Source organism: Rheinheimera aquimaris (genome assembly GCF_020531985.1).
In the GTDB taxonomy this organism is placed as follows: domain Bacteria; phylum Pseudomonadota; class Gammaproteobacteria; order Enterobacterales; family Alteromonadaceae; genus Alishewanella; species Alishewanella aquimaris.
On record NZ_JAJAVQ010000003.1, the window covers coordinates 340,146 to 352,823 of the forward strand.

Annotated in this window: 11 protein-coding genes; 5 read left to right on the forward strand and 6 right to left on the reverse strand. The window is 49.2% G+C overall.

Annotated features, from left to right (window positions below):
* Window positions 1-58 precede the first annotated feature (58 nt).
* A complete protein-coding gene (gene fadE, locus LHL18_RS10720) occupies window positions 59-2,536 on the forward strand; it encodes an acyl-CoA dehydrogenase FadE (RefSeq protein WP_226767072.1) in 2,478 nt (825 codons plus the stop codon).
* A 66-nt stretch (window positions 2,537-2,602) separates the two neighbouring features.
* Here fadE and LHL18_RS10725 read toward each other — a convergent pair whose 3' ends face one another.
* Window positions 2,603-5,185 carry an ExeM/NucH family extracellular endonuclease gene (locus tag LHL18_RS10725; RefSeq protein ID WP_226767073.1) on the reverse strand — a complete coding sequence of 861 codons (2,583 nt, stop codon included), beginning with the start codon at window positions 5,183-5,185 and terminating at the stop codon, window positions 2,603-2,605.
* 255 nt (window positions 5,186-5,440) lie between these two features.
* On the opposite strand from LHL18_RS10725, the gene ppnP reads away from it, so the two are divergent.
* The 3 genes from ppnP (at window position 5,441) to LHL18_RS10740 (ending at window position 9,466) form a co-directional block, all read left to right on the forward strand.
* On the forward strand, window positions 5,441-5,722 hold the full coding sequence (ppnP, locus tag LHL18_RS10730; RefSeq protein WP_134056460.1) for a pyrimidine/purine nucleoside phosphorylase: 282 nt from the start codon (window positions 5,441-5,443) through the stop codon (window positions 5,720-5,722).
* Between the two features lie 21 nt (window positions 5,723-5,743).
* Entirely contained in the window at window positions 5,744-7,546 is a 1,803-nt protein-coding gene (locus LHL18_RS10735; protein ID WP_226767074.1) for an ABCB family ABC transporter ATP-binding protein/permease, read from the forward strand.
* Between the two features lie 81 nt (window positions 7,547-7,627).
* Entirely contained in the window at window positions 7,628-9,466 is a 1,839-nt protein-coding gene (locus LHL18_RS10740) for a M2 family metallopeptidase (RefSeq protein WP_226767075.1), read from the forward strand.
* 120 nt (window positions 9,467-9,586) lie between these two features.
* On the opposite strand, the gene LHL18_RS10745 is transcribed toward LHL18_RS10740, so the two are convergent.
* From LHL18_RS10745 to LHL18_RS10765, 5 genes are all read right to left on the reverse strand, one after another.
* Complete coding sequence (locus LHL18_RS10745; protein WP_226767076.1) at window positions 9,587-10,009, reverse strand: hypothetical protein; 423 nt, start codon at window positions 10,007-10,009, stop codon at window positions 9,587-9,589.
* 83 nt (window positions 10,010-10,092) lie between these two features.
* Window positions 10,093-10,626, reverse strand: coding sequence for a hypothetical protein (locus tag LHL18_RS10750; protein ID WP_226767077.1), 534 nt, complete (start codon window positions 10,624-10,626; stop codon window positions 10,093-10,095).
* A 43-nt stretch (window positions 10,627-10,669) separates the two neighbouring features.
* Window positions 10,670-10,939: a VOC family protein gene (locus LHL18_RS10755; RefSeq protein ID WP_226767078.1), complete on the reverse strand. Its 270-nt coding sequence runs from the start codon at window positions 10,937-10,939 to the stop codon at window positions 10,670-10,672.
* A gap of 88 nt (window positions 10,940-11,027) precedes the next feature.
* Window positions 11,028-11,258: a hypothetical protein gene (locus LHL18_RS10760; RefSeq protein WP_226767079.1), complete on the reverse strand. Its 231-nt coding sequence runs from the start codon at window positions 11,256-11,258 to the stop codon at window positions 11,028-11,030.
* Between the two features lie 7 nt (window positions 11,259-11,265).
* Window positions 11,266-11,775 carry a type VI secretion system amidase effector protein Tae4 gene (locus tag LHL18_RS10765; RefSeq protein ID WP_226767080.1) on the reverse strand — a complete coding sequence of 170 codons (510 nt, stop codon included), beginning with the start codon at window positions 11,773-11,775 and terminating at the stop codon, window positions 11,266-11,268.
* A gap of 197 nt (window positions 11,776-11,972) precedes the next feature.
* Here LHL18_RS10765 and LHL18_RS10770 point away from each other — a divergent pair, with 197 nt between their 5' ends.
* On the forward strand, window positions 11,973-12,677 hold the full coding sequence (locus LHL18_RS10770; RefSeq protein ID WP_226767081.1) for an alpha/beta fold hydrolase: 705 nt from the start codon (window positions 11,973-11,975) through the stop codon (window positions 12,675-12,677).
* Window position 12,678: the final 1 nt, after the last annotated feature.

Below are 12,678 nucleotides of genomic sequence, written 5' to 3' on the forward strand. Positions count from 1 at the left end.
TGTGCAAAGCGTTCTACTCTAGCCGGATAGTGGTCAGACCTCTGATTGGGAGTAAAAAATGGAAATGTTAATTCTATGCGTGGTGCTTGTTGCCGCCATTGCGGCTCTGGCATATAACCGGGCCAGTCTTACCATGTTTACAGCAGCCATCGCCATTATCCTGGCTATTGGCACAGCGCTAGACGTGGTTTCTACCTTGGGCTGGGTTATATTTTTGTTAGTGGCTTTGCCACTGAATATTGCCAGCGTGCGTCAGCAATACCTGACGAAGCCGCTGCTGAAACTGTACCGCAAAATTATGCCGGAAATGTCCAGCACAGAAAAAGAAGCGATTGATGCCGGTACCACCTGGTGGGAGTCAGATCTGTTTCGCGGTAACCCAGACTGGCACAAGATGCATAATTTCCCGGTTCCGCGCTTAAGTGCTGAAGAACAAGCGTTCCTCGACGGTCCGGTAGAAGAGCTACTGGCCATGATGGACGACTGGCACACCACGCATGAGCGGGCAGATCTGGCACCTGAAGTCTATCAGTATCTGAAAGACAAAGGTTTCTTCGCCATGATCATCAAAAAGCAATACGGTGGTCTGGAATTTTCTGCTTATGCCCAGTCTTGTGTGCTGCAAAAATTAACCAGTAAAAGCATGGTGTTATCAAGCATTGTCGGTGTACCTAACTCGTTAGGCCCGGGTGAGCTGTTGCAACACTATGGTACTGATGAACAGAAAAAACACTACTTACCGCGCCTGGCTAAAGGCCTGGAAGTACCCTGTTTTGCGCTGACCAGCCCGGAAGCTGGCTCTGACGCTGGTGCGATTCCGGACACCGGCATCATTTGTAAAGGCGAATGGGAAGGCAAAGAAGTCATCGGTATGCGCCTGACCTGGAACAAACGTTATATTACGCTGGCGCCTATCGCGACAGTATTGGGTCTGGCATTTAAACTGTACGACCCGGAAAAACTGCTGGGTGACAAAGAAGAGCTGGGGATTACCTGTGCCCTTATTCCGGTAACCACACCAGGCGTCAAAATTGGCCGCCGTCACTTCCCACTGAACGTACCGTTCCAGAACGGTCCTACTCAGGGTGACAATATCTTCGTGCCGCTGGATTACATTATCGGTGGCGCAAAAATGGCCGGCCAGGGCTGGCGCATGCTGGTTGAATGTTTGTCGGTAGGCCGTGCTATTACGCTACCCTCTAACAGTACCGGCGGTATTAAAGCCGTTGCTATGGCGACCGGTGCTTATGCCCGTATCCGCCGTCAGTTCAAACTGCCTATCGGTAAAATGGAAGGCGTTGAAGAAGCAATGGCCCGCGTCGGCGGCTATGCCTATATGGCTGAAGCATCAACCACTATGTCGGTTGGCGCTATCGATTTAGGTGAGAAACCGTCGGTTATCTCTGCCATTACCAAATACCATATGACCGAACGTATGCGTCAGGCCATTATTGATGCGATGGATGTGCATGGCGGTAAAGGTATCTGTATGGGGCCAAATAACTATCTGGCCCGTGGTTATCAGGGTGCACCGGTTGCAATTACCGTCGAAGGTGCCAATATTTTAACCCGCAACATGATTATCTACGGTCAGGGTGCTATCCGCTGCCATCCTTATGTACTGGCTGAACTCCAGGCAGCGCAGCTGGATGATGAAGCGGCAGCAGTCACTGCTTTTGATAAAGCACTGTTTGGTCATATTGGCTTTGCTATCAGTAACTTCTTCCGTACGTTCTGGTTATCGTTAAGCGGTGGCGTGTTTAGCACTGCACCTTACAGCGATGCTACTGCAAAGTACTATAAACAGATGAACCGCTTCAGTGCTGCTTTAGCCCTGATGTCGGATGTAGCAATGGGCACCCTGGGTGGTGATTTAAAACGCCGCGAGCGCATCTCTGCCCGTCTGGGTGACATCTTAAGTATGCTGTACCTGACATCAGCAGTGTTAAAACGCTTTAATGATGAAGGCCGTAAAGCTGAAGATCTGCCACTGGTGCAATGGTGCTGTGAAGACAACCTGGCTAAAGCCCAACTGGCTTTGGACGAACTGTTTGATAACTTCCCGAACCGTATCGTCGGTACAGTGTTAAAACGCGTGGTGTTCCCATGGGGCCGTACGCTGCGTAAAGCCTCTGATGTTACCGAGCATAAAGTTGCCCGTATCATGCAGACACCAGGCGAAGCCCGCTCACGCCTTGGCCATCACTTATACCTGAAAAACGAGCCGCTGAATCAGCTGGGCAGAATGGAGCAGGCATTAAAAGATGTGCTGGTTGCCGAGCCTGTGTTTGATAAAGTCAGCCATGCTGCCGGTAAACGCCTGCCGTTTTACCGCCTGAATGAAGTGGCCGACTTAGGTTTAGAGCTGAAAGTTATCAGCGAAGCCGAAGCCAAGCTACTGCGTGACGCTGAGCAAGGCCGACTGTTCGCTATCAATGTCGATGACTTTGAGCCAGAGTATCTGGCAGCAGATAAAACCCTGACCCAGCAAGGCGCCGGTGCGGTGGAGAAAGACAAAAAAGATAAAGCAGCCTGATCTCTCGCTGCTAACAAAACGCCGGCTTAATAGCCGGCGTTTTTATTGTGGGTAACAATGTTTGTGTTAATCGAAGTTTACCTGCAGCTCTGCTGAGCAGCTGCCGGTAGCCGGCTGACAAATTTTATAGCTGAATGACACTGCCTCTGAGCGGAAGCTATCGTTGATTAAACCGGAGCGGTTCAGCGGTTTAATTTGCTCATTGTCACGGTACAACATTAAACCACTGCCCTCACCTGACCAGCGTAGCTGCGTCAGCTTCATGCCAAAGCGGGCACTGACAGTACGCTGTAATTGCAGACTGACATCCAGCTCAGGTATCGCAGCTGGCAGGTCAAATGCCACTACAACTGGATCGTGATCTGATGAGCGGTAAGCATCAGCAGCATAGTAATCAACCAGATGCTGCTCTGACTTGTTCTCAGTGTTGTAATCCAGCACTATCGGCTCGTCAGCATTAATATTCCACTTGGTGGCATCGGCCAGATGCTGCAGAGCTACATCATTAAGCAGTGCATGGTCGAGTGAGCCAGACATACCCGAGAACACATAACCGTGGCCGGGTTCTTTACCCAACGCTTCAAACACATTGATGTAACCTGCTTGCGCCAACGCCATGATAGGATCTTCCTTAGCATAAGCATTCAGATCACCAATCACCAATGCCGGCACCTGTGCAAAATGCTCTGCGGCGAACACGCCTATAGCCTGCGCCGCACGGGTACGCGCTATATTGCACTGGCCCTGGCCATCACCCTTATCGCCATCAGCACTGCCACAGCCTGAACCTTTCGATTTCAGGTGATTCACCATCACAGCAAACTCCGCATCGTTTTCCAATAAGCGGAAACGCTGCGCCAGCATAGGCCGGTTGCGGCTATCATCAAACAAAGCTACACCCTGCTCGTCCAGCGCTGAATTGGCTGAGTTCAGTATCAGCAGCTCTGCAGCAGGCTCCACCAGGTCGCTACGGTAAATTAGGCCAACCGCAATTTGATCGCTGCCGACCGGGCCACCGGCGTTAATATACTGCCAACTGTCATTACCTGTTGCCGTGCGCAAGCCCCTGACTAAATCAGCAATAGCCGACGAGCTGTTGTAGCCATCGTTTTCAATTTCCATTAAACCGATAACACTGGCATCAAGTGCACTCATCGCTGAAAGAATTTTTGCCCGCTGGCGTTCAAACTCAAATGCTGTATGCGCGCCACGTGCCGTTGGGAAACCGCCGCCAATGCCGTCACCATTAAAGTAGTTCAGCACGTTAAAGCTGGCGACTTTCACATTGCCTGCTGCGGCCAACTCTGGTGCTGCAGTGCGCGGGTTGGTCTGGATAAAGGTTGGTGCTACAGTTGGCATTACGCGGTATTCATTGAAGCTGTAATGCACGGTACCCGCAAGCCCCGTTACCGTATCGCCGCTGCGTACCGTATTAAATGCCGATAAACCGCCGGTTGGGTAAGGTACTGTTGCCGGGTTTTGTACCGTGCTGGCATCATCGATTAGAATCTTGTTCAGCGCATGCTGGGCGTCCAACGCAATTGCTTCTGCGCCTGGCATAACCACCTGAGTTGGCGTATAACGGCGACCGTTTGATAAGGTAAGCTCGCCATAGCGGCCCAGCGTGAAGGTATCATTTACTGTCAGTGGCTGACTAAAGCGCACCAACATACCTTCCACCGCTTCAAGCTCGGTAAGAGAGGCTACCGGCAGGCTCATTTCTACCGGCTCTGGCAATGCACTGCTACCACAATCCAGCGTGGCTGTAATATCCGCCAGCTGTGTCTGGGTGAAGTATTCACCCACAGTGCCTTGCAGGCGTACGCGCTGACCAACATCAACAGCAAGCGCGCTGTTATTGACATAAACAAACAAGCCTTCAGAGGTTGTTGCATCGCCATCCTGCTCGCTACCAACTGCCTGCACTGTGTAGCCTTTCAGACCCGGCAGAGTTTGGGTAACCACGGCTTCTATCTGCACCACCTGGCCCACTAACGGGCTGGCACTGCCAGCGCCCTGAATAGCTGAAATGGCCGTCGTGGGCTCACCACAATTTAATATCGGTTCAGGATCCGGATCCGGATCACCCGGGTTGCCGCCTTCACCATTAAATAAGCCAAGATCGTCAAAGCTGTTGGTAGCAAAAACGTCCCACTGAACAGCCGGATCAAATACATCGCCGGTATTGGTGTCATACGCGACATTTTTACGCCGCAAGGTGCGGTCTATTGTCGTCACATCACCGCTTGTCCAGGCAGAACCCGGATCAAAACCGATCTGACCGAATGAGTCGATAACCACATCATTCTTAGTCAGTACTATGGCGTCATCGCCATTCCACAGGCTTTGGCCTGAAGTCTGATCAGCCAGCGCAACCAGCTCAGCCACGGCGGCACTGGAGGCATAGACAAAAGTACTTTTTGCCGCCACGCTGCCTTGCAGATTAACCGTTGTACCGGCAGAGTTATTGCCGTTGAAATACACTTTAATCGCATAGCCATCAAGTGAAATGGCAGCATCGGTTGGGTTATACAGTTCAAGCGCTTTATTATTGCCTGAACCTTCCACGTATTCTGAAATAAACAGCTCGGCATTCACTGCCGGTGCCAGTAACATGGCGATAGTTGCTGATAGCGTCCTGAGTTTCATGTTTTCTCCCTGCTTTATTATTAAGGACAAGCGAATATAAAACGCTTTTATGGCAGAATCATTAACTTTAGATAAATAACCTGGTCTATTTTTTTACACAAAATCGTCAGTAAATTTTACTCACCTTCAGCGCAGCGGTTACTTAAGCCTGCCAGGACAAAATCAGCCGTAAAGACATCTAAATTTTTAACTGCTACTTCCATCCGCGTAGCGGATCGGGTTTACTAAAGCCCGCCCTATTAACGGAGAAACCCCATGTTTAAAGTAAACCAGTATTTTGACGGCAAAGTTGCCTCTATCGCCTTTGCCGGTGAGCAACTACCCGCCACGGTAGGTGTAATGGCACCGGGCGAGTACGAATTTGGTACCAGCCAGCACGAAGTCATGACCGTGATTAGCGGCGCACTCACTGTACTGCTGCCCGGCAGCAATGGCTGGCAAACCTTTAGCCGTAACCAGCAGTTTGAAGTACCGGCCAACAGCAAGTTTCAGTTGCAGGTGGCAGTAGATACCGCGTACCTTTGCACCTACGCCTGATACAGCTATAAGGACAACGCAATGCGCGGTATGCGCTCTGCAGCAAAACAACCGGCCCCGACCAAGCGGCCGGAAGCCACTAACCTGAAACAAACGCTAACAATGCTCTGGCCCTATCTGTGGCAGTTTAAGTACCGCGTATTGCTGGCCCTGCTGGCGCTGATTGCCGCCAAGGCTGCAGTACTGCTTATGCCACTGGCGCTTAAATATATTGTTGATGCGCTGGATAGTGGCCAGCATACGTTGGTGCTGGTACCGGTAGTGTTGTTGCTGCTATACGGCGGTCTGCGCTTTGCCGGGGTGTTTTTTGGTGAAGTACGCGATGCACTGTTTGGCCGTGTTACCGAGCACGCCATGCGACAGCTTGGCCTTAAAGTGTTTCAGCAGCTGCACAGTTTAGAGCTGGCATTTCATCTGGACAGGCAAACCGGCGGCATCAGCCGCGATATTGAGCGCGGCACCAACGGCTTAAGTTTTTTAATGCGCTTTCTGATGTTTAACATCGCACCAACGCTGTTTGAAATTCTGGCAGTGGCGGTAATTTTCGCCACGCTGTTCTCGCCGTTGTATTCCGTGGTTACTGTACTGGCCGTTGCGCTGTACATTTTTTTTACGGTGGTGATTACCGAGTGGCGCAATAAATACACCCGCGAGGCCAATCAGGCTGATAACACCACTAACAGCCGCGCTATCGACAGCCTGCTGAACTACGAAACGGTAAAATACTTCAATAATGAGCACTACGAAGCCCAAACCTACGACAGTTTTTTAGCCAAATGGGAGCAGGCACGGTTAAAAAACCGTTTAAGCCTGCTGGCACTGAACTCGGGGCAGGCTTTTATAATTGCCGCCGCCATCACCGCGCTAATGTGGCTGGCCGCTGATGAAGTGGTCAGCAAGCAACTGACATTGGGCGATTTGGTGATGGTTAATGCCTATATGATCCAGCTGTTTTTACCGCTTAACTTTTTAGGTTTTGTTTACCGCGAAATTCGCCGCGCCTTAACTGACTTGGAGAACATGCTGGGCTTATTAAAACGTAAGCCACAAATAACCGACCATCCAGACGCCGCAGAGCTGCAGTTGAAAAAAGGCGAGCTGCAATTTGCCGAGGTGAGCTTTGGCTATCAAGCCAGCCGCCCTATTTTGCGCCAGCTGAGTTTTCGGGTAGCGGCCGGCACTAAAGTGGCGGTCGTTGGTGCCAGTGGCGCCGGTAAAAGCACGCTGGCACGTTTGCTGTACCGCTTTTACGATGTCAGCGCTGGCAGCATCCGCATTGATGGTCAAGACATCAGCCGTGTTACGCTCGACAGCCTGCGCCGCGCTATTGCAATAGTGCCGCAGGATACCGTGCTGTTTAACAGCAGCATCCGTGACAATATCCGCTATGGCCGCCCCGATGCCAGCGATGAAGAAATCGACCATGCCATAGAGCTGGCACATTTAACCGGCTTTATTGCCAGCCTGCCCAAAGGTGACGCTACCGAAGTGGGCGAACGCGGCTTAAAAGTGTCCGGCGGTGAAAAGCAGCGCATCGCTATTGCCCGCGCCATCTTAAAACGCTCGCCAATACTGGTGTTTGATGAAGCCACTTCCGCGCTGGATTCTGCCGCTGAGCAGGCCATATTGCAGGCCATGCGCGAGGTGGCTCGTAATCATACCAGCCTGGTCATAGCGCATCGCTTATCTACCATTACCGATGCAGACAATATTATCGTGCTGAAAAACGGCGAACTGGCCGAGCAAGGCACGCATGATGAGCTGCTCGCAGCCAAGGGTGAATATGCCCGCATGTGGCAGTTACAGCAAAAACAGCAGCACTGAGCTGCTGTATACTGGTTTGCTTATAGCGCTGTGGCTATACTGGCAGCGCTAATTACAATAACGATATACCAGGGGATACCTATGACACCTTTTAAACTCTCGCTGACAGCAGCCTTAGTTGGCTCAGCGTTACTGCTGGTCGGCTGTGGCGACAAACCACAAACCGCCGCCCCCGCTAAAGCGGAGCAACGCGCCTTAACCGAAGCCGATGCGGTCGCTTTTTTAGATGAAACGGCAACCAAGCTCGAGCAGCTGTACTTAGAATCTAACCGCGCCGAGTGGATTTATTCTAACTTTATTACTGAAGATACCGCATCACTGGCGGCTGATGTCAACGAAAAGCTGACAGTAGAAATGGTAAACCTGGCCACGGCAGCGGCGAAATTCGACCAGGTAGCATTGTCGGATGACAGCCGCCGTAAGCTGGATAAACTGAAACTGGCCCTGACCTTACCGGCACCGCAAGATGCAGCAAAAACCGCCGAGATGGCGAAAATCGTCGCCGAATTAGGTGGCCTGTATGGCAAAGGCAAATATTGCAAAGCCGATGGCAAATGTTTATCACTGGGCGATATGTCAGCCATTATGGCCAGCAGCCGTGATTACGACGAACAGCTGGAAATGTGGCAGGCCTGGCGCGAAATCAGCAAACCCATGCGCCCGCTGTACACGCGGTTAATTGAGCTGACCAATGAAGGTGCGAAAGAGCTGGGCTATGCCGACACCGGCGCGATGTGGCGCTCTAAATACGATATGCCGGCCGATGATTTTGCCAAAGAGCTGGACCGGGTATGGGATCAGGTAAAGCCATTGTATGAAGCGCTGCACTGCCATGTGCGCAGCAAGTTATCCGAGCAATACGGCGCCGACAAGGTACCGCTGGATAAACCTATTCCGGCGCATTTACTGGGTAATATGTGGGCACAAAGCTGGGGCAATATTTACGATATCGTTGCACCTAAAGATGCCGATCCGGGCTACGATGTGACCAAACTGCTCGAGCAGCATAACTATGACGAAATTAAGATGGTTAAAGGCGCAGAAGGCTTCTTTACCTCGTTAGGCTTTGCCCCGCTGCCAGAAACTTTTTACCAGCGCTCGCTGTTCTTAAAACCGGCCGACCGTGATGTGGAATGCCACGCCTCCGCCTGGGATTTAGACGCCAAAGACGACTTACGCATTAAAATGTGTATTCAGCGTACCGGCGAAGAGTTTTCGGTTATTCACCACGAGCTGGGGCATAACTTCTACCAGCGCGCTTACAAAGACCAGCCGGTATACTTCCAGGAAAGCGCCAATGACGGTTTCCACGAAGCGATTGGCGACACTATCGCGTTATCAGTGACACCGGGTTATTTAAAGCAGATTGGCCTGCTGGATAAGGTGCCGGATGAGAGCAAAGACATCGGCCTGCTACTTAAAATGGCGATGGATAAAATTGCTTTTGTGCCTTTTGGCCTGTTGGTAGACCAGTGGCGCTGGAAAGTATTTAACGGCGAAATTACGCCCGAGCACTACAACGAAGCCTGGTGGCAGCTGCGTGAAAAATACCAGGGCGTAGCAGCGCCGGTAGCACGTTCAGAAGCCGATTTTGACCCGGGCGCCAAGTACCATGTGCCAGGCAATGTGCCTTACACCCGTTACTTCTTAGCGCATATTCTGCAGTTCCAGTTCCACAAGGCACTGTGTGATATCGCCGGTAACGAAGGTGCTGTGCACCGCTGTTCAATTTACAACAGCAAAGAAGCCGGCGCTAAGTTAAACCAGATGCTGGAAATGGGCTCAAGTCAGCCATGGCAGCAAGCATTAGAAGTAGTAACCGGCAAGCCGGAGATGGACGCCACCGCGATACTGGATTACTTCGCCCCGCTGCAAGCCTATCTAGACGAGCAGAACAAAGGCCAGCAATGCGGCTGGTAAGCTAGTCGGCTAAAGTAAAAAGCCCGCACAAGCGGGCTTTTCTTAGTAAGTTAGTCCTTGAAGCTTAATTACGCTTTTCATCTGCTCGACACTATCATTTTCAGAGCACTTAACCTGCCATCAGTCTCCATCAAGATTTTGAAAATCTTGCAACGTTTTCTGCATAAAAAGTATCATTGTTCTTTGAGTATCTAGCGCAATGTCGTGGCGCCTCTCATTCAAGAGCTTATAAGCTGGGGTCTTAACTAACTCAATGAGTTGTCTAAGCTCCTCCTCAGAGAATTGTCTTTTATAAACTTCGGCTTTGGATCTTCTATATTCCTCAGATTGAAGTGCTTTGACTAAAAATGCATGTATCTTATGTATTTTGGATTCATCTCCAGCTGCATGCATTTCAATTAACGGCATCTTGCTGTCCACAAAAGCTAATTTGTCTGAAGAACTACTCAAATCTTCGAAAACTAATGCCAATCTCAAATGCTCATCATCTGCCAGCAGCGCTGGCGGAAGCACCAATAGTAAAATAAAAAATAAGCGAATCATTCTGTAAACCCTCTGGTTCAGCCGACGCATCTTATCAAAACCAGGTGTATCTTCGAACGCAACTAAGCTTCTTGTGCAAGTGGCTAATAAAGCTGCAATTTTTCATTTTTGTTTAATCCCGTAAATTCCCATAGGTAATTAGCCAAATTGTACAGCCCGACTAGACCTCTTTCTTCATAGTTAACACTAGGCGTCCAAAAGCAGGCTTTTGTATAATTAATTCCTCTCTGACTTTCTAAACACCATGTAGAGCCATCCACTCCCATAACATCATCTAAAGTGTTATAAGACAAAGCTTTTTTATAGAGGGAAGCAACTTGGGCATATTCTTGTTCGAACAACTGAATTCTATATCGCGAAGCACGACTGGCTAATGGCTGGCTTTCATCTACCTTTACAAAATCAATTGTAGAGACAACTAAATACTTTTGAGATTCAGATTTACATAATTTGAACTCTGACGTTCCATGAAATGACGTGGCGATACTTAAAGAGAACAATTTTCCTGTGTAAGCTCCGTAACGACCACAATCTTCATCTAGCCAATCTATTGCAAAAGCTGACTGGCTGAGCAAGCTCAAAACTGCGAAAAAATATCTTACGTGAATTCTGCTCATCGAACGTCTCAATAATTTCACTTTAGAGGTATATCATTCTCTATCAGCTAAATTCCCGCAGCTGAATCACATTGCCGTCTGAATCTGTGATATTGCACACGGTAAAAATTGGATTTGACCATTCGCCATCAAACGCCTTACCACCAAGTTGCTGCGCTTTTTCCCTTGCCGCTACCAGACTATCGACCGTCATAAACAGTTTCACCGCACTGAATTGCGCCGCTGGCATATCAAATGGCGGGGTATGAATAACGATATTAAAACCATCTTTCACTAGGCTAATCAGCTCGGGCGTTTCGCGGGCAATCTGCATGGAAAATAGGTCAATGTAAAACCTTGCCAAGGCTTAAATATCAGATGAATACACTATAGCGCCGTACTTTGCTGGTAAGAGGTTCATGTTAGCGATGGCTCTTTAGTTTTCTCGAAATCCAATAAAACACAAAACTCACTAATATTGACCACAACAGATAGGCTGGTAATGTTGTCTGCAGCATCAATAAACCGCTTTCTACCCGCTGCTCTTCCACTAAAAAAGGCGTAGCTTGCTGGTTAAAGGAATAATTAAAAATAAAAAAACACACCGCAAAGTTCAGTAATGTCAGGCCGGTATATACCAACAATGTTTTCATAGGCTGATTATTTCACCTCCCAAAACCAAATTTCTTTTGCCTGATTTAAATCACTTACTCGACCGAAAAACTCTAAAATACTGCGGGTGAACATAGACGAGCTGGTTATCTGATCTTTGTTCCATAAATCAATGTGATCGCCACTCCGACTGGCAAAAGATTCATTGCCCCGTGTCCAATAATCTTTGAAAAAGATGATGCCAGTGCGGCCTTCCAGTTTCTCCTGAAATTCAGCGGGCAAGATGCTTTCTCTTTTTCCAAGCCCTTTTATATTGCTTTTGAACAACCAGTCTGCCATCTGTTCAGCTAGCAAAATATGCTTCATGCCCGCATGTGACCAGCATTTGTTTGCTCCAGAACTCGCTGTTGAAACACCTGAACGTATCAAGGTCTCACTGAGTAAAATGGCACAGTAATCACTAAAAGGTTGCGACGTGTTTTGCTGTTTGTTAAAGCATCTTCCTTTTATCTCATTTTTCTTGGGGAAATCTGACCATAGCTTTTCGAAATTTAACATAAAGGACTCCCTGTCGGCTTATTCCATACGAGTTTGTTTTTCGGAAAATTAAACTAACCAACAACGCCAAATCAATCAACCTTTAATTTACTTAATTTAAACATGAAATGAAAATCTTATACCCCAGCACTAAAGTGCTATGGTGCATTTTTCAGCAGCTGCTTAGCTTGTGTTGCAACCCAACAGGAGCTAACACCATGTATAACTATAAAAATATCGTCCTTACTACCCTCTTTAGCCTTTTCGCCAGCTGCAGCCTGATGCTGCAGGCAGCTTGTGTTGATGCCGTAGTGCTGGTGCACGGCAATACCGCGACGCCGGCCAGCTGGAACAACACTTACAACTACTTAATCAGCAAAGGCTATAGCAGCAGCGATATTTACCGGCCAGACTGGGGCTCGAAAAGCTGCGCCGCCTGTAATGACCACAGCGGCAGTGAAGAAACACCGGTACGCAATGCTTTGCAACAGGCCTTAGCCAGTTCCTGCACCGGCAAAATAGATGTTATCGGCCATTCAATGGGCGCAACATTGGCAGCGCAGCAAATTGATAAGCTGGCTATTGCGTCACAGGTGAACAGTTTTGTCGGTATTGCCGGTGCGTTTCGCGGCTTATTAAGCTGTGGCGTGTACCCGTACAATGTGTGGAACTCTACCTGCGGCAGTGCTGGGCTGTCGGTATCGAGCCCGTTTTTAGATGGCTTGTACGGCACCCGCTTTGGCCAGAAAGTGTATTCAATAAAAAGCTACAGCGATCAGGTAGTATGCTCAACCGGCAGCTGCCTGGTGTACGGTATACACAGCAGCAGTATCTGGGGTGAAAATGGCAGTTATACCTATGTATTGGGCCATTTTGGTTTACAAACCGATACCGCTGCACAGCAGTATCAGCTGATAAAATAGC

Bases quoted from the DNA above. Each gene is read 5' to 3' on its own strand.
- fadE (WP_226767072.1), top strand. From the start codon at position 59: ATGGAAATGTTAATTCTATGCGTGGTGCTTGTTGCCGCCATTGCGGCT.
- LHL18_RS10725 (WP_226767073.1), bottom strand. From the start codon at position 5,185: ATGAAACTCAGGACGCTATCAGCAACTATCGCCATGTTACTGGCACCG.
- ppnP (WP_134056460.1), top strand. From the start codon at position 5,441: ATGTTTAAAGTAAACCAGTATTTTGACGGCAAAGTTGCCTCTATCGCC.
- LHL18_RS10735 (WP_226767074.1), top strand. From the start codon at position 5,744: ATGCGCGGTATGCGCTCTGCAGCAAAACAACCGGCCCCGACCAAGCGG.
- LHL18_RS10740 (WP_226767075.1), top strand. From the start codon at position 7,628: ATGACACCTTTTAAACTCTCGCTGACAGCAGCCTTAGTTGGCTCAGCG.
- LHL18_RS10745 (WP_226767076.1), bottom strand. From the start codon at position 10,009: ATGATTCGCTTATTTTTTATTTTACTATTGGTGCTTCCGCCAGCGCTG.
- LHL18_RS10750 (WP_226767077.1), bottom strand. From the start codon at position 10,626: ATGAGCAGAATTCACGTAAGATATTTTTTCGCAGTTTTGAGCTTGCTC.
- LHL18_RS10755 (WP_226767078.1), bottom strand. From the start codon at position 10,939: ATGCAGATTGCCCGCGAAACGCCCGAGCTGATTAGCCTAGTGAAAGAT.
- LHL18_RS10760 (WP_226767079.1), bottom strand. From the start codon at position 11,258: ATGAAAACATTGTTGGTATATACCGGCCTGACATTACTGAACTTTGCG.
- LHL18_RS10765 (WP_226767080.1), bottom strand. From the start codon at position 11,775: ATGTTAAATTTCGAAAAGCTATGGTCAGATTTCCCCAAGAAAAATGAG.
- LHL18_RS10770 (WP_226767081.1), top strand. From the start codon at position 11,973: ATGTATAACTATAAAAATATCGTCCTTACTACCCTCTTTAGCCTTTTC.